Source organism: uncultured Sphingomonas sp., from assembly GCF_934560975.1.
Lineage (GTDB): Bacteria > Pseudomonadota > Alphaproteobacteria > Sphingomonadales > Sphingomonadaceae > Sphingomonas_I.
Genome location: NZ_CAKTFO010000027.1, coordinates 1 through 20,799 on the forward strand (window position 1 = coordinate 1; position 20,799 = coordinate 20,799).

Consider the following 20,799-nt stretch of genomic DNA (forward strand, 5'->3'; position numbering starts at 1 on the left):
TCCAAGCGGGTGTAGCTCAGTTGGTTAGAGCGCCGGCCTGTCACGCCGGAGGTCGCGGGTTCGAGCCCCGTCACTCGCGCCATCCCTTATCGGATGGCTGTTACTTGGTTCCAGCTTGCCAATACTTTGAACACTTGGGCAGTTGCAAAGAGCATGCCTGCGTGAGACCTTGCCTTGTCTCTGCTTCTACGCGGAGCAAGGCGGCAGCCCTTGCGCCGATCGATCCAGACGCGATGCGCATGACCGTGGCAAAGCCAGCCTGGTGTGCAGCCGATCACGATAGCACCCGCTTCGTTGAAGCCGCCGCGTGGCCCGTTTGTCCCCTGGGAGCAGCGATCAGGCCGGGCGGACTTTCCCAGATCCATCTTCCGGGATTCAAGCCTTCCCGTGCTTCCGCGAAGGCCGGAGCCCACGCGGCCTCACTCCCGCTCCCGCATGTGCCTTCGCGGCGGCGCTACCTCACCCAGCCAACCTAGCCGATGACGACCCGATTTCGGCCGCCGCGCTTCGCCTGATACAGGGCCACGTCAGCCCGCTTCAGCATCGCGGACGATCCATCGTCCTCGCGCGCAAGCTCCGCAACGCCCGCCGAGAAGGTGAGCTTGCCCAACGTCTGCCCGGTTGCGTTGACCTTCAGGTCGCGGGCGGCGATGGCGACGCGGATGCGGTCGATCTCCGCCTTTGCCATCGCCGCGCCTGCACCTTCAAACAGGATCACGAATTCCTCGCCGCCATAACGGGCGGCGAACAGCCGTTCGTTGCTGTCCCGCGCCAGGCTGGTGGCGACGAACTTGATGACCTCGTCGCCAATCTGATGGCCGAAGCGGTCGTTGAACGCTTTGAAATGGTCGATGTCGCAGATGGCGATGCTGAACGGCTCGCCGGTCAGGCGCGCATTGTCCATCGCGGCCGCCAGCCGCGCGTCCAGCGCGCGGCGGTTGGGCAGGCCGGTCAGGGCATCCTTGTTGGCCTGGTCCTGCGCTTCGGCCAGGCTATCGCGCAACTGCCGGATCTCGTCGCACGCCGCGCGCAGTTGATCGCCGACGCCGCGGGTGCGCTCGATCATCGAGCGGGTCAGGCCGACCAACGTGTTCACCACCGGCGCGACCGGCGCGCCCGCCTCCAGTTGGGCGGCGTTGCTTTCCAGCGCCTCGCCATAATCGTGCGCGGCGATGCGCGACTGGGTGACGATCTCGTCGACCTCGGTCAGTCGCGCCTGCGCCTCCGCGATCATCACGGTCAGGTCGGCGGCGGACAGTTCCACCGACCGTTCGGCGATCATCGCGGCGGCGGAGGCGGCGGACAGCCCGCCGGACTTGATCGCCCGCTCGATCGAGCCATTGTAGGCGCGGTCGTGCGCCGTCAGGTAACGGTGCGCCATGGCGTAGTTGGTGGGCGTGGGCTCCAGCCGGTTGTCGAGCAGGACGCGCGCGATACCGTCATAGAGACGCCGCCACGGATCCTCGAAGGCCGGTTGGGTCATGCCATGCTCCCTAGGGCGCACCGGTTAACAAACCTGCCACCATTGCGATGATCAGGCGCGCCAGCGGCCGAGTTCCATCCATCGCAGCAATGGTTTCAAAGGTGCGATCCAGATCAGTCCGGCGCTTGCGTAGATCAGGGCCTGCAGCGGCCAGACGAGCGAAGAAATACGGTCGGCCTGGCTCGCCACCAGACCTGACCAGATCATAATATAAAACAGGATCAGCAACATGCCGGCCGGTTTGCGCCAGCTTGGCGTCACGAGATCGCTTCCACGCCGATCCATTCCGCTTCGGTCGCCACGGCATGCAGCGGCACGTCCCAGGGATCGTGCGGAACGGACGCCTGCTCCTGCACCGACCAGGCATAGCCTACGCGGATCGCGCCGGGCAGAGCGGCAAAGGCGCGGTCATAATGTCCGGCGCCCTGGCCGATTCGGCCGCCGGCGCGATCGAACCCCACCAGGGGCGTGACGATCACCGCCGGCGCGACGGCGTCCGTGCCGATCGGCTGGAGGATGCCGAATCCACCCTTCGCCAGCGGGTCGCCGGGTTGCCAGGCAAGGAAGCGCATCGTGACCTTGTCGGCGGCGACATGCGGTAAGGCAAGGCGATGGCCCTCCGCCGCCAGCAGTCCGGCCAAAGGCGCGGGATCCGGCTCGTCCGGCAAGGCTTGATAAAGCGCCACGGTCGCGCCCGGCGGTATCCTCTCCAGCAGGCGCCCGGCAAGGGCCGCCTCTGCGGCAGGACGCGCATCGCCCAGCCCGGCGACGAATGCGGCACGCCCACGCCGCAACGTGGCACGCAGGGCCTGCTTGTCGGTCAGATCGGGGGAGGGTGGTGGAACCGCCATGGCCGTTTCCTGGAATATCCTCTGACGCCAAGAACGTCAGGTGGGGGCCATGTGGATCGGGCCAGAGCCCGGCCAGGGACAGCTCCCATGGATGAAGAATCGCCTCAGGGATAATCGCTGCAAGTCGTACCGGGCAGTCCCACCACCTTCCATTTAGGAAGCAACGCCGCCATTCTCAAGCCGTTCCGCAAGCGCTTCGATCCGTTGGGCCAAAGTTTGCAGGGCGCGCGCGGTGGAATCGCGTTCCGGATCGGGTGCCCCGGCGCGCAGCTCGCTGAGCTCGTCGGCCAGCAGCAAGGCGGCGAGCAGCAGCTGGCGCGGCTCGTTGGCGTTGCCGAGCGCGCGCGCCGCCTGATGGGCCTTGGCGTCCACCATCGTGCCCAACAGCTCCAGATGCGGCTCCTCGCCGTCGCGACAGGCCAGCTCGTAGCGGCGGCCGCCGACCTTCAGGGTAACCTGTGCCATCAGCCGTCCCCATCGTCGCCGATCAGCGCGTCCAGACGCACGATCGTTTCATGGACCCGCCCGCGCAGGCTGCCGTGGCGCTCTTCCAGCGCGGCAAGGGAGGCGGCCATGCCGTTTCCGGCCGCGGCACGATCGTCCGCAGCCCGTTCGACCCGCTCGATGGCGCGCTCCAGGCGCATCATCGCGGTCGTCAGGATTTCATCTGACATAGTTAAGGCCTTAGCACCCTCGGCCACGCTCGCAACCCGCGTGCGGTTGACGCTATGCTCGGCACGCGACAAAGAGCCCCCACGCCGAGACGGGCATTTGCGATAGGAGCTTACAGATGGCGGTACGGGTTGCGATCAACGGCTTTGGACGGATCGGCCGGCTGGTCGCGCGTGCGATCCTCTCGCGTCCGGATTGCGGGCTTGAGCTGGTGGCGATCAACGACCTTGGCGATGCGCAGGCGAACGCTTTGCTGTTCAAGCGCGACAGCGTTCACGGCAGCTGGAACGGCGACGTCCATACCGAGGGCAACGAGCTGGTGGTCGACGGCAAGCGCATCAAGGTGACGGCGGAGCGTGATCCCGCCAACCTGCCCCATGCCGCCGATGCCATCGACATCGCGCTGGAATGCACCGGCTTCTTCACCGACCGCGAGAGCGCGGGCAAGCATCTGGAAGCCGGCGCCAAGAAGGTGATCGTCTCCGCGCCTGCCAAGGGCGTGGACCTGACGGTCGTCTATGGCGTGAACCACGACAAATTGACGGCCGATCACACCATCATCTCCAACGCATCCTGCACCACCAACTGCCTGGCGCCGGTCGCCAAGGTGCTGAACGACGCGATCGGGATCGAGCGTGGCCTGATGACCACGATCCACAGCTACACCAACGATCAGCGGATCCTGGATCAGATCCACAAGGACATGCGCCGGGCACGCGCCGCCGCCATGTCGATGATCCCCACCACCACGGGCGCCGCCCGCGCAGTGGGTGAGGTGCTGCCGGAGCTGAAGGGCAAGCTCGACGGGTCGTCGATCCGCGTGCCGACCCCCAACGTCTCGGTGGTCGACCTGACCTTCCAGCCGAAGCGCGACACGACGGTGGACGAAGTGAATGCGGCGCTGAAGGCCGCGGCCGAGAGCGGCCCACTCAAGGGCGTGCTGCAATATGTGACGGAGCCACTGGTCTCGATCGACTTCAACGGGGACGCGCATTCCTCCTCGGTCGACAGCCTCGAAACCACGGTGCTGGAAGGCAAGCTGGTGCGCGTGCTCAGCTGGTACGACAATGAATGGGGCTTCTCCAATCGCATGGTCGATACCGCCGGCGCGCTGGCGAAGTTCCTCTAAGCGACGCGGGTGGGGCGTCTCCTCGGCATCGCCCGGCACGCGCGTCCGCGCGGGCCGATGGAGACGCTCGACCAGATCGAGGTCACGACCAACGAGGGCGTGCGCGGCGACTTTCGTGGCGCGCTGAAGCCCGGCCGCAACAAGCGCCAGGTGACGGTGATGGCCGTGGAGGCCTGGACCGACGCGCTGACCGAACTCGGCATTCCCGTCGATTGGGAACAAAGGCGCGTTAACCTGCTGGTCGAAGGGCTGGCGCTGGAACATACCAAGGGTGCGCGGATCGTGTTCGCTTCCGGGCTGACGCTGGAAGTGACCGGTGAATGCGATCCGTGCAGCCGCATGGAAGACGTAGCGCCCGGCCTCAAGGCTGCGCTACTGCCCCACTGGCGCGGCGGCGTGACCACGCGCGTGATCGAAAGCGGCCCGCTGACGCTGGGCGATGACGTAAGGATCGAACGGTGACGAGCTTCAAGACTCTGGACGACATGGGTGACGTGCGCGGCCGCCGGGTGCTGGTGCGGGAGGATCTGAACGTGCCGATGGATGGCGCGCGCGTCACCGACGACACCCGGTTGCGCGCCGCCGCGCCGACCATCTCCGAACTGGCGGACAAGGGCGCGATCGTGCTGGTGCTGGCCCATTTCGGCCGCCCCAAGGGGCAGCGCAATCCCGACATGAGCCTGGCGATGGTGACGGGCCCGCTCGGTGACGTGCTGGGGCGCGAGGTGCGCTTCATCGACGATTGCCAGGGTGATGCGGCGGAGCAGGCGATCGCCCTGTTAGAGCCGGGCGACATCGCAGTGCTGGAAAACACCCGCTTCCATGCGGGCGAGGAGAAGAACGACCCCGCACTGGTCGCGGCGATGGCGAAGCTGGGCGACCTCTACGTCAACGATGCCTTCTCCGCCGCCCACCGCGCCCATGCCTCGACCGAGGGATTGGCGCACGCGCTGCCGGCCTTTGCCGGCCGTTCGATGCAGGCGGAGCTGGAGGCCTTGGAAAAGGCGCTCGGCAAACCCGAGCATCCGGTGGCGGCGGTGGTCGGCGGGGCCAAGGTTTCCACCAAGCTCGACGTGTTGAAGCAGATGGTTGCCAAGGTCGATCACCTCATCATCGGCGGCGGCATGGCCAACACCTTCCTCGCCGCGCGCGGGGTGAATGTGGGCAAGAGCTTGGCCGAGCATGATCTGACCGGCACCGCGTTGGAGATCCTGGACGCGGCCGAACGTGCGGACTGTACCGTCCACCTTCCCTACGACGTCGTCGTGGCGAAGGAGTTCAGGCCCAACCCGCCGACCCGCACCGTCAACGTGCATGAGGTGGAGGCGTACGAGATGATCCTGGACGTCGGCCCGGCCGCGGTAGAGGCGCTGGGCGACGCGCTGAAGACCTGCCGCACTTTGGTGTGGAACGGTCCGCTCGGCGCGTTCGAAACGCCGCCCTTCGACGCGGCGACGGTGGCGCTCGCCAAGACGGCGGCGGCCTTGACCCAGTCGGGCAGCCTCGTATCGGTGGCGGGTGGCGGCGATACCGTCGCGGCGCTCAACCAGGCGGGCGTGGCCGACAAGTTCAGCTTCGTCTCCACCGCCGGCGGCGCTTTCCTGGAGTGGATGGAAGGCAAGGACCTGCCGGGCGTCGCCGCGCTGACGCGCTGACGCGCTGACGCTTGGAGCGCTTCGATCGATCTTGACCCGTGCTCCTGCGAAGGCAGGAGCCCAACGGGCAACGGATCTGCCTCAAGGTTCTGGGCTGCTGCGTCCGCAGGAGCACGGCGGATGTGCATCCTGATCGCAAACCGCTCTTGGCAAACGATGCTTCGGTCCTCCACGCGGCGCGGGGGACCGAAACCTCTAACGCTTATTTAGCCGGGGGAGCCTTCATCAGCGTAGCCCACAGGCCATCGATCCGCTTCTGGCCCGCCGCGATGCTGGAAGCCGCGCCGATCCGCGACAGGCCGCGCAACTCTATGCTGGTCCTGCCGAGCAGGCTGTGGCTGGTGGCATAGCCGACCTCGTAGACCGCACGGTCCACATGCGGATCGCCATCGGTCAGGTAGCGGGTCTCGATCAGCACCGGCAGGCGCGAATCGCCGGGACGCTCGGCCACCTTCGCCGCCTCGCGCGCGTCGACCAGTGCGCTGTCGAACCAGTCGCGCTCGATCCGGGCATCGCCGCTGGTATCGGCGGGCGTGACCTTGAGGGGGGTCGGGAAGTAGACTGTCTGGCTCTGGACCGCCTGCGCTTCTCCGCGCGGCACCAGCGACAGGCGATGGCCGCCCTTGTCCGGCGTCGCTCCCAGCGTCAGCGTGCTCGCCCGGCGGGAGGACGAAGCAACCTCGGCAGCCTTCTCCGCCTCGTTGTTGGTCCGCTCGCGCCAGGTATTCCAGAAGGTGAGGGCGGAGATGACGACCGCCAGGATCGCCACGGTCTCGCCCAAACTGAGCCAGCGCCTGCGGACGCGTGCCGTTTCCGCGCGCTCCTGCGGTGTTTCAGCCATGGGCGACCCTCCTATCAGCCGGTTGAGCCACCGCCCGTGCCAGCATCTGCCTGAACCGCCGGTGTCCGGCCGCCGGTCACCAGCTGCGCCAGCGCGGCGGGGTAGAGCCTGTGTTCCTCCACCAGCACGCGCTCCGCGAGCGTGGCGGCATCGTCGCCGGGCAGGATCGGCACCTCCGCCTGCGCCACGATCGGGCCGTCATCCAGTTCGGCGGTGACGAGGTGCACCGAGCAGCCGTGGCGCGCGTCGCCGGCGTCGATCGCCCGCTGGTGCGTGTCGAGTCCCTTGTGGAGCGGCAGCAAAGATGGATGGATGTTGATCATCCGCCCGGCCCATCGGTCGACGAACTCGGCCGAAAGCAGCCGCATATAACCCGCCAGCGCGACATATCCGACATCGGCGTCGCGCAATGCGCCGTCCACCAGCGCATCGAACGCGGCGCGGGTCATGCCTCTGTGGCTGAGCGCGAATTGGGGGATGGCGTTTTCGGCGGCGTAGGCGAGGCCCGGCGCATCCGGCACGTTGGACACGACCAAAGCCACCTCATAGGGCGAATCGGGGGCAAGCGAAGCATCGATCAGGGCGGCCATGTTGGAGCCCCGGCCCGAAATCAGGATACCGACCCGCGCCTTGCCCTCAGCCGGCATGGCTGGCCGACCAGTCGCCGCGCGCGCTCCAGGTTCCGGCCGAACCGCGCACGGTGCAGCCCTTGTCGCCCACGCCGATCGCGCCGATGCGGAACACCTGCTCGCCCGCGCCGGTGAGCGCGGCAGTGACCGCCTCGACCTGCTCGGGACGGACCACCACCACCATGCCGATGCCGCAGTTGAAGGTGCGGGCCATCTCCTCCGGCTCGATCGCGCCCTGCGCCTGGAGGAAGGCCATGATGCGCGGCTGGTCCCACGAATCGGCATCCACCGTCGCATGCAGCCCGTCGGGCAAGATGCGCGGGATATTCTCCAGCAGGCCGCCGCCGGTGATGTGCGCCAGCGCGCCGATCTGCCCGCCTTGCACCAGCGGCAGCAGCGAGCGGACGTAGATGCGGGTCGGCTCCATCAGCCAGTCGATCAGCAGTCGTTCCTGGTCGAACAAAGCCGGGCGATCCAGCTTCCAGTCCTTGTCCGTCGCCAGCCGGCGCACCAGCGAATAGCCGTTGGAATGCACGCCGGAGGAGGCGAGGCCGAGCAGTACGTCGCCCGCCTGCACGTTTCGCCCGGTGAGCGCGCGGGCACGCTCCACCGCACCCACCGAAAAGCCCGCCAGGTCATAGTCGCCCGGCGCATACATGCCCGGCATCTCCGCCGTCTCGCCGCCGATCAGCGCGCAGCCGGCGATGCGGCAGCCCTCCGCGATGCCGGCGATCACCTGTTCCGCGACACCCGTGTCGAGCTTGCCGGTCGCGAAATAATCGAGGAAGAACAACGGCTCCGCGCCCTGCACGATCAGGTCGTTCACGCACATCGCGACCAGATCGATGCCGACCGTGTCGTGCCGCCCGCTGTCGATCGCCAGCTTCAGCTTGGTGCCGACACCGTCATTGGCGGCGACCAGCAACGGATCGTCATAGCCCGCAGCCTTCAGGTCGAAGAAGCCGCCGAAGCCGCCGATCTCCGCATCGGCACCGGGCCGGCGGGTCGACCGCACCAGCGGCTTGATCGCGTTGACAAGGGCATTACCGGCGGCAATCGACACGCCGGCCTGCGCGTAACTGTAGGGCTGATCGCTCATCTGGCCCGACCGCCTACTCCATAACGGGCTTGGAAATCCATCGGCCTTTCGCCACAAGCGGGCGCGTGACGTCACCCCGCCGCATTGCCGTGATCGCAGGATCCATCGCCACCCTGGTCTGCGGCGGCCTCGCCGTGGCCCAGCTTGAAGGCGGGGAGAGGGGTGTTCCCCCGATCGACAGCTCGGCCAATTACGAAGTCGGCGGCGTGCAGGTGGACGTGTCGGCCAAGACCGCCGACCAGGCGCGCAGCTTCGGCTGGCGGCTGGCGCAACGTCGCGCCTGGGCGCAGCTGTGGGCCAAGGTCAACGGTGCCGCGCCATCGGCCGCGCCCAATATCGGCGATGCCGCGCTGGACCAGATCACCTCCGGGATCGAGGTGGAGAATGAGGAGATCGGCGCCCACCGCTACATCGCGTCGCTGGCGGTGCTGTTCGATCGTGGCCGTTCGGGCCGGCTGCTCGGCGTGCACGGCGCGGATGCCCGGTCGGTGCCGATGCTGGTGATCCCGGTCATGTGGTCCGGCGGCGCGCCGCAGAGTTTTGAGCGCCGGACGGAGTGGCAGAAGGCGTGGGCGCGCTTCCGCTCCGGCGGCAGCCCGATCGATTATGTGCGTCCGGTCGGCACCGGGATCGAGCCGCTGGTGCTGAATGCCGCGCAGGCTGAGCGGCCCGGGCGGGGTGCCTGGCGCCGGATTCTGGACGGATATGGCGCGGCCGACGTGCTGGTCCCCACCGTGCGGCTGGCCCGTCAATATCCGGGCGGGCCGGTAAGCGCGCGCTTCACCGCGATCCACGGTCCTGACGGGGCGGTCGTCGCCGCGTTCGACCTGACCGCGCCCAATGGCGATGCCTTGCCCCGGATGCTGGACGAAGGCGTCAGACGGATCGACGCCGCTTATGCCGCCGCGCTCAGGGGCGGGGCGCTCCGGTCCGACCCGTCGCTGGTGATCGTGCCCCCCGCCGCGCCCGATCTGCCGGAGGAGGCGCCGGTCGAGGGCGCGACATCCGCCGCCGCCTTGCCGGGCGCGGCCTCCACCTTCCTGGTTCAGGTCGATACGGCGGACGATCCCGCGCTGGTGCAGGCGCAATCCCGCCTCCGCGCCATTGCGGGCGTGCAGGCGGTGAACGTGGACAGCGTGGCGCTGGGCGGCGTGTCCGTGATGCGGATCGCGTTCGGCGGCGATCCCGAGGCGTTCCGGACCGCGCTGGCCGCCGCCGGCTATTCGGTGGAGGATACGGGCGGCGGCATTCGCCTGCGGGCGCGACAATGAGCCAGTTCGCGCTGCCGCTCGATTGGCCGGCCGGCGCGCAGGAAAGCGACTACATCGTCTCCGACGCCAATCGGCCCGTCATCCGCCACTTGGAACATTGGGCGCTGTGGCCGGTGATGGCCACCATCCTGGTCGGCCCGCGCAAGTCGGGGCGCTCGCTGCTCGGCCGGATCTACGCCATCAAGGCGGAAGGCGAACTGATCGACAATGCCGAGCGGGCGGACGAGGAGGAGGTGTTCCACGCCTGGAATCGTGCGCAGGAACGCCGCCGTCCGCTGATCCTGATCGCCGACCATCCACCGCCGGTGTGGACACCCGAACTGGCCGACCTTCGATCGCGCATGGCGGCGACGCCGGTGGTGCGGATCGAGGAGCCGGACGACCTGCTGGCGGCGCAGCTGATCGAGAAATTGTGCCATGATCGCGGCCTGGCAGCCCCGGCGGAGCTGATCCGCTATCTCGTTCCACGGATCGAACGATCCTATCTGGGCGTTCACCGGGTGATCGAGGCGCTGGACGCACTGGCCTATCAGAAGCGCCAGGGACTTACCGTCCCGCTCGCGCGGCGTGCCCTGCTGGCGGTCGGTGTCATCGACGAGTCACACGCAGAGGCATAAGCACGCCCGATGGAGCAACCGACCACCACCCCGCCGCACGACGACGACCTTGTTGAAAGCGCAGGGGATCGGATCGCGCTGAACGAACGCTATTTCAACCGGGAATCGTCGTGGATCGCGTTCAACGAACGCGTGCTGGACGAAGCGTGCAACCCGGCGCACCCGCTGCTGGAACGACTGCGTTTCCTGTCCATCTCCGGCAGCAATCTCGACGAATTCTTCATGGTCCGCGTCGCCGCGCTCAAGGGCCAGCAGTTGCAGGGGATCGAGGATCGCTCGCCCGACGGCCTGACGCCCACCCAGCAGCTGGTATCCATCGCGGAACGCGCCGATCGCCTGACCGACGTCCAGCAAAAGGTGTGGCTGTCGCTACGCGACCAGCTCGCCACAGCCGGGATCGCGGTGCTGGACCGGCGCGACATTGTCGGCGACGTCGCGGAATGGGCGGAAACCTATTTTCGGGAGCAGGTGTTCCCGATCCTGACCCCGCAGGCGCTGGACCCGTCGCACCCGTTTCCGTTCGTGCCGAACAAGGGCTTCACCCTGATCTTCGACCTGACGCGAGACGCGGACGGGGAGCCGACACGCGAGCTGATCATGGTGCCGCCCACGCTGAAGCGGTTCATCCGTCTGCCCGGATTGCAGGCGCGCTATGTTACGATCGAAACCCTGATCCGCCGGTTTACCGACATCCTCTTCCCCGGCTACCAGCTGATCGGCGACGGGGCGTTCCGGGTCATCCGCGACAGCGATATCGAGATCGAGGAAGAGGCGGAGGACCTGGTCCTCTACTTCAAGACCGCGATCAAGCGGCGCCGGCGCGGCCGCATCATCCGGCTGGAGCCACGGCCGGACATGCCGGCGGTCCTCAACGAACTCATCAACGAGGAGATTGGCGGGGCCGAGGACGTGATCGTCGACACGCAGGAGTTCCTGGGCGTCAGCGACCTGGCCGACCTGGTGGAGGAGGACCGGCCTGACCTGAAGTTCCCGCCCTTCACGCCGCGCTTTCCCGAACGCATCCGCGAGTTCGGTGGGGATTGCTTTGCCGCGATCCGGGCCAAGGACATCGTCGTCCACCATCCTTACGAGACATTCGACGTGGTGCTGGCCTTTCTGCGTCAGGCTGTGGCCGACCCGGACGTGGTCGCGATCAAGCAGACGCTGTACCGCGCGGGCAAGCAATCGGCGGTGATCCGCGCCCTGATCGACGCGGCGGAGGCGGGCAAGTCGGTCACGGCGGTGGTCGAGCTGAAGGCGCGGTTCGACGAGGAGCAGAACCTCAACTGGGCGTCCCAGCTGGAACGCGCGGGCGTGCAGGTGGTCTACGGCTTCATCGACTGGAAGACGCACGCCAAGATCTCGATGGTGGTGCGGCGCGAGGGCGAAAGCGTCCGCACCTACTGCCATTTCGGCACGGGCAATTACCATCCGATCACGGCGCGCATCTATACCGACCTGAGCTTCTTCACCGCCGATCCGCGCGCGGGCCGCGATGCCGCGCAATTGTTCAACTATGTCACGGGCTATGTCGCGCCGAGTGCGCTGGAGCTGCTGACCCTGTCGCCCAACGGCTTGCGCGATCGCCTGTCCGACCTGATCGATGCCGAGATCGACCATGCGCGGGAGGGGCGTCCGGCCGCGATCTGGGCCAAGATGAACAGCCTAGTCGATCCGCAGCTGATTGAAAAGCTCTACCGGGCCAGCGCGGCGGGCGTGCAGATCGACCTGGTCGTGCGCGGCATCTGCTGCCTCAGGCCGGGCGTGACCGGCCTGTCCGAGAATATCCGCGTCAAGTCGATCATCGGCCGCTTCCTGGAACATAGCCGCATCATGGCGTTCGGCAATGGCGAGCGGCTGCCCAATCCCGGCGCCAGATTGTTCATCTCCTCGGCCGATTGGATGCCGCGCAACTTCGACCGGCGGGTCGAGTTCCTGGTGCCGATAGACAACCCGACCGTCCACGCCCAGATCCTGGATCAGGTGATGGTCGCCAACCTGATCGACGACGAACAGAGCTGGCGCTTGCAGCCGGACGGCCGCTACGAACGGACCCCCGCCGGCAAGCGGCCGTTCAATCTCCACCGTTATTTCATGACCAATCCTTCGCTGTCGGGCCGGGGCGCCGCGCTCAAGCGTTCGGGTTCGGTCCCCACCCTGACGCTGAAGCGCGACTGATCGTGTTTGGCCTCCATTCCGATAGACGCTAGACCCCGCCTCCCATGCGCCTTTCCCCCTTCCGCAAGCGCGACGCGCAACCGGCCGACGCGCCGGTTGCGATCATCGACATCGGCTCCAATTCCATCCGGCTGGTCATCTATGAAGGGGCGGGGCGCATCCCTTCCATCCTGTTCAACGAGAAGGTGATGGCGGGCTTGGGCAAGGGCCTGGGCAAGACCGGGATGCTCGATCCGGGCGCGGTCGACCGGACGGTGACGGCGCTCGCCCGCTTCAAGCGGCTGGCAGAGGATATGGGCGTCGCCCGGCTCAACACCGTCGCCACCGCCGCCGTGCGCGACGCCGCCAATGGTCCCGATTTCCTGCAACGGCTGGGCGAGATCGGCCTGCCGGTTGAGTTGCTGCCGGGCACGGCCGAAGCGTCGCTGGCCGGACACGGCGTCTTGGCCGCGATCCCCGAGGCGGACGGCATTGTCGGAGATCTCGGCGGCGGCAGCCTGGAATTGGTGCGCGTGCGCGATGGCAAGGTGGGTGACGGCGTGTCCGTGCCGTTCGGCGTGCTGCGCGTCGCCGCGCTGAAGCTCAGCGACGGGCGGGCGCTGGACCGCGCGCTCGACAAGGCGCTGGACGCCGCGGGGTGGACGGAAAAAGCCGCAGGGAAGCCCTTCTACATGGTCGGCGGGTCGTGGCGGGCGCTGGCGCGGCTGCACATGGCGCTGACCGACTACACCTTGCCGATCGTGCATCACCACGTGCTGGCGCCGAGCGAGGCGCAGCGGCTGGTGCGCGCGCTGGCGCAGCTCGATCCCAAGCGTATCAAGGGCGTGGCCGGCATCGCCTCCTCCCGCATCCCGGCGCTGGGCCATTCGGCCTCGCTGCTGGCGGCTCTGGTACGGCGGCTCGACCCGGGGATGCTGATCGTGTCGGCCTATGGCCTGCGCGAAGGCCTGCTCCACCGCGCCTTGCCGCCGGAGGTGCGCCGGCTCGATCCGCTGATCGAGGCCACGCGCGAGGAGGGGATCAGGCAGGGCCGTTTTCCCGAGCATGGCGACCTGCTGCAACGCTGGATCACGCCCTTGTTCGGACGCGAGAGCGCGGAACTCGCCCGGTTGCGCCATGCCGCCTGCCTGCTGGCCGACGTCGGCTGGCGCGCGCATCCGGAGTTTCGGGCGGAACGCGGGCTGGACATTGCGCTGCACGGCAATTTCGTGGCGATCGACGCGCAGGGGCGGGCGCTGCTCGGCCAGGCCCTGTTCACCCATTTCGGTGGCGAGGGCGTGCCGCAGATCGTGGAGCGGCTGATCGGCCGCGACATGGCGGCGCAGGCGATGCGTTGGGGCTATGCCATGCGCCTGGGCCAGCGCCTGTCCGGCGGCGTTCCCGGCCCGCTGGAGACCAGCAGCCTGGCGGTGGAGCAGGGCAGGGTGGTGCTGCGCCTGCTGGGTGAGGATGTGGCGCTGTACGGTGAAGCGGTCGAGCGGCGGCACAAATTGCTGGCCGAGTCGCTCGGCTGCACCCACGAACTCCGCGCCGGCTGAGGCGAGGCGTCAGCCGGTGATCGGGTGAAGGGGCGGGGTCAGGCGACTTCGCTCATCACCATCTTGCCGCCCTTGACGCTGAACGCCAGCCGCCCTTCGATCAGGGCGCAGGCATCCTTGCCGAACACGTCGTAACGCCAGCCCTGCATGATCTGCAGCCCGTCGCGCTGCCCGGCGGCGAGCGCGTCGATCTCGTCGGTGCGGGCGATCAGGCGCGGGGCCACGTCCGCCTCCTTGGACCGCACCTTGAGCAGCAGCTTCAGCAGGTCGGCCACCAGCGCGCCATCCTTGCCCAAACCGGGCCGGCGATCGTCGCGGGCGGGCATTTCGGCGTCGGACAACGGTGTCGCGCCCTCGATCGCCGCCATCAGCCGGCCGCCAATCTCGTTCCCCGCCCAGCTTGCCGCCAGCCCACGCACCTTGGCGAGATCGCCTTGCGAACGCGGCGGATGGGCGGCGATGTCGGCCAGCGTCTCGTCCTTGACCAGTCGGCCGCGCGGCAGGTTCTTGCGCCGCGCCTCCCGCTCGCGGAACGCCGCCACCGCCTTCAGCCGGCCGAGCACCTCAGGCTTGCGGCTCGGTACCTTGATCCGGTGCCAGGCGAGGTCGGGATCGTTGACGTAATTGGCGGGATCGCCGATCCGCTCCATCTCGTCGTCCAGCCACGCGCCGCGCCCGGTCTTGCGCAGCTTTTCGAGCATACGCGGGAAGATCTTCACCAGGTGGGTGACGTCCCCGATCGCATAGTCGATCTGGCGCTTGTCCAACGGCCGGCGGCTCCAGTCCGTGAAGCGCGCGCCCTTGTCCAGCTTCACCCCGGTCATGCTTTCGACCAGGTTGGAATAGCCGACCTGCTCGCCCATCCCCAGCGCCATCGCCGCGATCTGCGTGTCGAACATCGGGTGGGGCGTCTTCTGCGTCAGGTTGTGGACGATCTCCAGATCCTGGCCGCCGGCGTGTACGACCTTCAGCACATTCTCATTGTCGACCAGCAGGTCGAGCAGGGGCGTCAGGTCGATGCCGGGCGCGAGCGGGTCGATCGCCGCCGCCTCGTCGGAATCGGCGATCTGCACCAGGCAGAGTTCGGGCCAATAGGTGTTTTCACGCATGAACTCGGTATCGACCGCCACGAAGGGGCTCTTGGCGAGGCGGGCACAGAGTGCGGAAAGGGCGGCCGTGTCGGTGATCAGCGGGTGTATATGCATCTGGATACCGCCATAGCGCCGCGCGGGCGGGTTGACAAAGAGGTGCGCGGAATCAATGCGCATCGCTCGCAAATTAGTGTCGTTTCGGCATGGCCCGGGACCGTCCGCGGGCTGGTGGGGAACCTGCTTCCGGGTCGACGTAGCTAGGAAAAGATGATGCACGCCTATCGCACCCACACCTGCGCCGGCCTGGACGCCGCCTCCGTCGGCGAGACGGTTCGCCTGTCCGGCTGGATTCACCGCAAGCGCGACCATGGCGGCGTGCTGTTCGTGGACCTGCGCGACCATTACGGCATCACCCAGATCGTGGCGGACACGGACAGCCCGGCTTTGCCCGTGCTGGATCGCCTGCGCGTCGAATCCGTGGTGACCATCGACGGCGTGGTCAAGGCGCGCGCGGAGGGGACCGCCAACGCCAACCTTGCCACCGGCGCGATCGAGGTGTTCGCCAAGGCGGTGACCGTCCAGTCCGAGGCGCAGGAGCTGCCGCTGCCGGTGGCGGGCGAGGCGGAATATCCGGAGGATATCCGGCTCCGCTACCGCTTCCTGGATCTCCGTCGCGAGCGGCTGCACAAGAATATCATGCTGCGTTCCAACGTGATCGCATCGATCCGCAAGCGCATGATCGGGCAGGGCTTTACCGAGTTCCAGACCCCGATCCTGACCGCGTCTTCGCCCGAAGGCGCGCGCGACTTCCTGGTGCCGAGCCGCATCCACCCCGGCAAGTTCTACGCGCTGCCGCAGGCGCCGCAGATGTTCAAGCAGTTGCTGATGGTCGCCGGCTTCGACCGCTATTTCCAGATCGCGCCCTGCTTCCGCGACGAGGATGCGCGCGCCGACCGCAGCCCCGGCGAATTCTATCAGCTCGATTTCGAGATGAGCTACGTCACGCAGGAGGACGTGTTCGCCGCGATCGAGCCAGTGCTGCACGGTGTGTTCGAGGAGTTTGCCGACGGCCGCACCGTCAGCCCGGCGCCGTTCCCGCGTATCCCCTACCGGGAAGCCATGCTGAAATACGGCTCGGACAAGCCGGACCTGCGCAACCCGATCGAGATTACCGACGTCACCGAGCATTTCGGCGGGTCCGGCTTCGGTCTGTTCGCGCGGTTGGTGGAGAGCGGCAGCGTGATCCGCGCCATCCCTGCCCCGGGCGCGGGTGCCGGCAGCCGCAAATTCTTTGACGACATGAACGAATGGGCCCGCGCACAGGGCTATGCCGGCCTGGGCTATATCAACATCAAGGATGGCGAGCCGGGCGGCCCGATCGCCAAGAATCACGGGCCCGAGGGTACGGCCAGGCTGATCGAGGCGCTCGGCCTCGGCCCTAATGACGGCGTGTTCTTCGCCGCCGGCAAGGAAGGCCAGGCGGCCAAGCTCGCCGGCCTCGCCCGCACCCGCGTCGGCGAGACATTGGGCCTGATCGAGCAGGGCGTGTTCCAGTTCTGCTGGATCGTCGACTTCCCGATGTATGAATATGACGAGGACAACAAGAAGGTCGACTTCAGCCACAACCCCTTCTCCATGCCCCAGGGCGAGATGGAGGCGCTGGAGGGCAAGGACCCGCTCGACATCCTCGCTTACCAATATGACATCGTCTGCAACGGCATCGAATTGTCGTCGGGCGCGATCCGGAACCACAAATTGGACGTCATGTACAAGGCGTTCGAGATTGCCGGCTATTCGCGCGAGGAGGTGGACAGCAGCTTCCCCGGGATGGTCGGTGCGTTCAAGTTCGGCGCCCCACCCCATGGCGGCTCCGCGCCGGGGGTCGATCGCATCGTCATGCTGCTGGCGGACGAGCCGAACATCCGCGAGGTCGTGCTGTTCCCGATGAACCAGCGCGCCGAGGATTTGATGATGAACGCGCCGTCGCCGGTCACGCCGAAGCAACTGCGCGAATTGTCGATCCGCGTGGTCGAGCAGCCAGGCGCCAAGCCGACCCAGGCGGCGGTGGAGGCTGTCGCCCCCAACGCGGGCTGAGCGACAGCCCCCGTCATCTGTTCCGGTCCGGGTGCGTCTTCGCCCATTTGAATGAAGGCGCGCCCCGCCCTTGCAGGGTGACGCACATGGGATGGGCGGGGACTTGGTGAACTTCCGTATGATGCCGCTGATCTCAACGGATGAAGATCACAGGGTGGGATAGAAGGTTTGGTCGGCAATTGATGCCAGATGCCGGATATCGCTTCCCGGCGACCCTGAAGGTAGAACTTGTTGCATCAGCGAGAAACCTATGTTGGTAACATCTTAATTTAACCCGTGTACGACGGACAGGCTGATGGACATGCCTGCCCGCTCTTGCACCGGTTGCCGTGATGGCGACGCGTTCGACATCGCTTTCTCGATGGCGTTCCAGCCTATCGTGGATGTGCGCGACGGCACGCCCTTCGCCTACGAGGCGCTGGTGCGCGGGCCGGAGGGGCAGGGGGCCCTTACCGTGCTGGGGCAGGTGACCGACCACAACCGCTATGCCTTCGACCAAGCCTGCCGGGTGAAGGCAATCGAGACCGCGATGGCGGCGGGTATCGTCCCAACCGGTGCACGGCTGTCGATCAATTTCCTGCCCAATGCCGTCTATTCGCCGATGGCCTGCATCCAGCTGACGCTCCGCACGGCGCAGGCGAATGCCTTCCCGCTCGACCGGCTGATCTTCGAATTCACCGAAAATGAGCAGCTTGCGTCGCCCGAGCATGTCGCGTCGATCATCGAAACCTATCGCCAGATGGGATTTTCGGTGGCGATCGACGATTTCGGGGCCGGCCATTCGGGCCTGGACCTGTTCGCCCGCTTCGCCAACGACATGGTCAAGCTCGACATGGACCTGGTTCGGAACGTCGACGCCGACCGGCGGCGGCAGGCGATCGTACGGGCCGTGGTGGGGCTGTGCGCGGACCTCGATACGATCCTGATCGCGGAGGGCATCGAAACGGAGGCGGAAGCGCGGACGCTGCACGCGATCGGCGTGCGCTACATGCAGGGCTTCCTGTTCGCCCGGCCGGCGTTCGAGGCGCTTCCCGAAATCGCGTTCCGGCTGTGATCAATAGGTGATCGCCGTCACCTCGTAATCGCGTTCGCCGGCGGGCAGCGTCACCCGCCGCAAATCCCCGATCGCGGCTCCGCGCAGCGCACGCGCCAAAGGGGATCGCCAGCTGATCCGGCCGGCGCTCGCATCCGCCTCATCCTCGCCCACCAGAGTGACCGTGCGTTGATTGTCGTCCTCATCCGCGATGGTGACGGTCGCGCCGAACCAGGCGCGGCTGCGGTCCGGTTGCTGGGACGGATCCACCACCGTCACCGCCTTCATCCGGCGCGACAGGTGGCTCAGCTCGCGATCGACCTCGCGCAGTTTCTTGCGGCCATAGATATAGTCGCCATTCTCCGACCGGTCGCCATTGCCGGCCGCCCAGCTGATCGTCTCGACCAGTTTCGGCCGCTCGGTCGCGAATAATTGTTCGTAGCGCTGGCGCAGCGCGCGAAAGCCCTGCGGCGTGATCGGAGCGGGTTCGGCCATGCGCGTCAGCCCGCGCTGGTCTTGCCGAGATAGTAAGACAGGCGGTTGCCGGCCGGCGCGCGGGCGCGGCCGGGATTGTAGAGGTCGTACACGACCGCATTCTCCAGCACCTTCTGCACATAGGCGCGGGTTTCGGTGAAGGGAATCGCCTCGACCCAGTCGACCACGTCCACGCCCGGCAGGCGCGGGTCGCCATTGGCGCGGATGAACTTGTTCACGTTGCCGGGCCCGGCATTGTAGCTGGCCACCGCCAGCACATAATTGCCGTTATAGTAGGTCAGCATCCGGTCGAAAAAAGCCGATCCGATGCTGACATTATAGCCGATATCCTGGGTCAGCCGTTCCGGTTGATAGGGCAGGCCGATCTTGCCGGCCTGCTCGCGCGCAGTGGCGGGCATCAACTGCATCAGCCCGCGCGCGCCTACGGGGCTCCGCGCTTCGCGGTCGAACTGGCTTTCCTGGCGGCTGATCGCGTGGATGATCGTCCAGTGGCTCGCCATGGCGGGCGGCACCGCGACGGTGGGGAAGCCGGTGCGCAACGGATCGCGCGCGCCGGACTGGCGGGCGTTGCGCGACAGGATCACGCCCAGATCGGGGCGGCCGATGGAGCGCGCCAGCTCCGCCACCAGAACATGGTCGGTATCGGTGGTGGCGTCCGCCGCGATCTTGCGCACGAACTGGGTCTGATCCTGCCAGTCGCCGCGCGGCCCCAGCAGGCGGGCGGCGCGGACAATCTCGCGCTTGTCGAACTCGGCGCGGACCTCGGGCGGGATCGCCACCTGCGCCGGATCGGCCGGCACCGCCAGCCGCTGGCCCAGCCGCTCCGCCGCGAGCTGCCCGTAATATTGGTCCACGCTGGCGGCTGCGGAGGCATAATGCACGTTAGCGCCGGCCGTGTCGCCCGCCGCCTGCGCGGCGCGACCGGCCCAATATTGGCCCTTGGTCTGGCTGCCCGGCGACTGCGCGGCGAGCGTGTAGCGACGGAACATCGCCTCCGCGTCGCGCGGGCGGTTGAGCTGCTTGAGCGCCGCCGTCCCGCCCAGCCAGGCGAGGCTGGTATAGGGATCGCGCTCCGCCAGCGGACGGTTCCGGATCAGGGTGCCCGCGACATAGGCCTGATCGATGTTGGCGGCGATCCCGTAGGCGGTGGCCCATTGCCTGTCGGCGGCGGCGGCCTTGGCGAGATCGAACAAGGCCTTCAGATAGGCCTCCGCATCGGTCGGCGGCGCGTCGAAGCGCATCGGCTGCGACAGGGACGTGCGCGCGGCCGACCATTGCGCCGTGTCCTGCATCCAGCGCGCGTGATCGATCACGAAGCCCGCATCGCGCTCCGCCCCCGGCCCAAGCGCCTGACCTTGTGTGGCGGCATCGGCGGCGCGGGTCTGAAAAGCGAGGCGTGCGGCGAACATCGGCCGCCGCTGCGGCGAGACCAGGGCCAGCTGGCGGGTGGCCGATGCGGTCGCCCGATCCCACAGCAGCATGTCCATCCGCTGGTCATTCTCCAGCGGGGTGAACTGGCCGGCGAAGCGCGCGATCAGCCGCGCCTCATCCTCGGTCCCCAGCGGACCGGCGGTCCAGGCGACCGCCGCCGCGTCGCGCGCCTTGGGGGCCAGGCCCAGCGACGCCAGCGCCTCGGCATAGCGGGCCCGGCCGGGGCCGGTGGTGGGTGGATAGAGATCGAAGAAGGCCACCACGTCGGCCGCATTCTGGCCATCGGGGCGAATGGCGCGCTCGGCGGCGCGGCGCAGCGCGGGCTCACCCGGCCAGCCGCGATGCGCGATCAGGAAGCGGCTATAGTCGGTAAAGGGCAGACGGTCGCTCTGCTGCAGCCGGTTCCATTCCTGCACCGCCGGCCACAGCGGATCGTTGGCAACGACGCCCGGGCCGCCGCCAATGGCCGTGCCGCCCGGCGCGACGGGGGTGGCGGTGGTCAGCTGGCTCGCCTGCATGGTGGTCAGCGTCGCCGCGCAGGTCGCCACCGACACCAGCACGATGCCGGCCGGCAGGAAGCGCACCACGCTGGACAGGGGACGGCGCGCATCCCTATCAGGCGTCCGATTGTTGTCGCGGCGGCTATGGTCGGGGGGCGTCATCCCCCGCATATGATCGCAACGGCACGAAAG

At 67.6% G+C, this 20,799-nt stretch carries 20 protein-coding genes and 1 tRNA gene; 10 read left to right on the forward strand and 11 right to left on the reverse strand.

Features of this window, described 5'->3' with window-relative positions; all coding sequences use genetic code 11:
- The first annotated feature begins 5 nt into the window (after positions 1-5).
- Positions 6-82, forward strand: a tRNA-Asp gene (locus Q0D93_RS13310).
- Between the two features lie 390 nt (positions 83-472).
- Here Q0D93_RS13310 and Q0D93_RS13315 read toward each other — a convergent pair.
- From Q0D93_RS13315 to Q0D93_RS13335, 5 genes are all read right to left on the reverse strand, one after another.
- A complete protein-coding gene (locus Q0D93_RS13315; protein WP_294395212.1) occupies positions 473-1,483 on the reverse strand; it encodes a GGDEF domain-containing protein in 1,011 nt (336 codons plus the stop codon).
- A 51-nt stretch (positions 1,484-1,534) separates the two neighbouring features.
- Positions 1,535-1,768, reverse strand: a complete 234-nt coding sequence (locus Q0D93_RS13320) for a DUF2842 domain-containing protein (protein ID WP_366510288.1) — start codon at positions 1,766-1,768, stop codon at positions 1,535-1,537.
- A complete protein-coding gene (locus tag Q0D93_RS13325) occupies positions 1,741-2,334 on the reverse strand; it encodes a 5-formyltetrahydrofolate cyclo-ligase (protein ID WP_294395216.1) in 594 nt (197 codons plus the stop codon). Before Q0D93_RS13325 ends, Q0D93_RS13320 begins: the two co-directional genes overlap by 28 nt.
- Positions 2,335-2,487: 153 nt before the next feature.
- The gene (locus Q0D93_RS13330; protein ID WP_294395218.1) at positions 2,488-2,799 is read right to left on the reverse strand and encodes a cell division protein ZapA; all 312 of its coding nucleotides are present in this window, start codon (positions 2,797-2,799) and stop codon (positions 2,488-2,490) included.
- Entirely contained in the window at positions 2,799-3,008 is a 210-nt protein-coding gene (locus tag Q0D93_RS13335) for a hypothetical protein (RefSeq protein ID WP_294395219.1), read from the reverse strand. The genes Q0D93_RS13330 and Q0D93_RS13335 overlap by 1 nt, the downstream gene beginning before the upstream one ends.
- A 116-nt stretch (positions 3,009-3,124) precedes the next feature.
- On the opposite strand from Q0D93_RS13335, the gene gap reads away from it, so the two are divergent.
- The 3 genes from gap to Q0D93_RS13350 are packed head-to-tail and all read left to right on the forward strand — an operon-like array spanning position 3,125 to position 5,790.
- Positions 3,125-4,135, forward strand: a complete 1,011-nt coding sequence (gap, locus tag Q0D93_RS13340; protein ID WP_294395220.1) for a type I glyceraldehyde-3-phosphate dehydrogenase — start codon at positions 3,125-3,127, stop codon at positions 4,133-4,135.
- Between the two features lie 9 nt (positions 4,136-4,144).
- Positions 4,145-4,597, forward strand: coding sequence for an MOSC domain-containing protein (locus tag Q0D93_RS13345; RefSeq protein WP_294395222.1), 453 nt, complete (start codon positions 4,145-4,147; stop codon positions 4,595-4,597).
- A 23-nt stretch (positions 4,598-4,620) separates the two neighbouring features.
- On the forward strand, positions 4,621-5,790 hold the full coding sequence (locus Q0D93_RS13350; protein WP_294395253.1) for a phosphoglycerate kinase: 1,170 nt from the start codon (positions 4,621-4,623) through the stop codon (positions 5,788-5,790).
- A gap of 202 nt (positions 5,791-5,992) precedes the next feature.
- Here Q0D93_RS13350 and Q0D93_RS13355 read toward each other — a convergent pair whose 3' ends face one another.
- The 3 genes from Q0D93_RS13355 to purM are packed head-to-tail and all read right to left on the reverse strand — an operon-like array spanning position 5,993 to position 8,359.
- Positions 5,993-6,631 (reverse strand): hypothetical protein, encoded by a 639-nt coding sequence (locus Q0D93_RS13355; protein WP_294395223.1) that lies wholly within the window; start codon positions 6,629-6,631, stop codon positions 5,993-5,995.
- 14 nt (positions 6,632-6,645) lie between these two features.
- A complete protein-coding gene (gene purN / locus Q0D93_RS13360) occupies positions 6,646-7,278 on the reverse strand; it encodes a phosphoribosylglycinamide formyltransferase (RefSeq protein WP_294395225.1) in 633 nt (210 codons plus the stop codon).
- Positions 7,268-8,359: a phosphoribosylformylglycinamidine cyclo-ligase gene (gene purM, locus Q0D93_RS13365; RefSeq protein WP_294395227.1), complete on the reverse strand. Its 1,092-nt coding sequence runs from the start codon at positions 8,357-8,359 to the stop codon at positions 7,268-7,270. Before purM ends, purN begins: the two co-directional genes overlap by 11 nt.
- A 65-nt stretch (positions 8,360-8,424) precedes the next feature.
- On the opposite strand from purM, the gene Q0D93_RS13370 reads away from it, so the two are divergent.
- From Q0D93_RS13370 to Q0D93_RS13385, 4 genes are read left to right on the forward strand one after another with little or no spacing between them, the layout of a single operon-like run.
- Positions 8,425-9,630 (forward strand): heavy-metal-associated domain-containing protein, encoded by a 1,206-nt coding sequence (locus Q0D93_RS13370; RefSeq protein ID WP_294395228.1) that lies wholly within the window; start codon positions 8,425-8,427, stop codon positions 9,628-9,630.
- Positions 9,627-10,247: a DnaA/Hda family protein gene (locus Q0D93_RS13375; protein ID WP_294395230.1), complete on the forward strand. Its 621-nt coding sequence runs from the start codon at positions 9,627-9,629 to the stop codon at positions 10,245-10,247. The genes Q0D93_RS13370 and Q0D93_RS13375 overlap by 4 nt, the downstream gene beginning before the upstream one ends.
- Positions 10,248-10,256: 9 nt before the next feature.
- Positions 10,257-12,425, forward strand: a complete 2,169-nt coding sequence (locus tag Q0D93_RS13380) for an RNA degradosome polyphosphate kinase (RefSeq protein WP_294395232.1) — start codon at positions 10,257-10,259, stop codon at positions 12,423-12,425.
- A gap of 44 nt (positions 12,426-12,469) precedes the next feature.
- Positions 12,470-13,963 (forward strand): Ppx/GppA family phosphatase, encoded by a 1,494-nt coding sequence (locus Q0D93_RS13385; RefSeq protein WP_294395234.1) that lies wholly within the window; start codon positions 12,470-12,472, stop codon positions 13,961-13,963.
- Between the two features lie 38 nt (positions 13,964-14,001).
- On the opposite strand, the gene rnd is transcribed toward Q0D93_RS13385, so the two are convergent.
- Positions 14,002-15,168, reverse strand: a complete 1,167-nt coding sequence (rnd, locus tag Q0D93_RS13390) for a ribonuclease D (protein ID WP_294395236.1) — start codon at positions 15,166-15,168, stop codon at positions 14,002-14,004.
- Positions 15,169-15,324: 156 nt separating this feature from the next.
- Between rnd and aspS the strand changes: the two genes are divergently transcribed.
- Together aspS and Q0D93_RS13400 are read left to right on the forward strand one after the other, a co-directional pair.
- Positions 15,325-17,148: an aspartate--tRNA ligase gene (gene aspS, locus Q0D93_RS13395; RefSeq protein WP_294395238.1), complete on the forward strand. Its 1,824-nt coding sequence runs from the start codon at positions 15,325-15,327 to the stop codon at positions 17,146-17,148.
- Between the two features lie 301 nt (positions 17,149-17,449).
- Positions 17,450-18,202, forward strand: coding sequence for an EAL domain-containing protein (locus Q0D93_RS13400; protein WP_294395240.1), 753 nt, complete (start codon positions 17,450-17,452; stop codon positions 18,200-18,202).
- Here Q0D93_RS13400 and Q0D93_RS13405 read toward each other — a convergent pair whose 3' ends face one another.
- Positions 18,203-18,676 carry a GreA/GreB family elongation factor gene (locus tag Q0D93_RS13405; protein ID WP_294395241.1) on the reverse strand — a complete coding sequence of 158 codons (474 nt, stop codon included), beginning with the start codon at positions 18,674-18,676 and terminating at the stop codon, positions 18,203-18,205.
- 5 nt (positions 18,677-18,681) lie between these two features.
- Positions 18,682-20,769, reverse strand: a complete 2,088-nt coding sequence (locus Q0D93_RS13410; protein ID WP_294395243.1) for a lytic transglycosylase domain-containing protein — start codon at positions 20,767-20,769, stop codon at positions 18,682-18,684.
- Between the last annotated feature and the right edge of the window lie 30 nt (positions 20,770-20,799).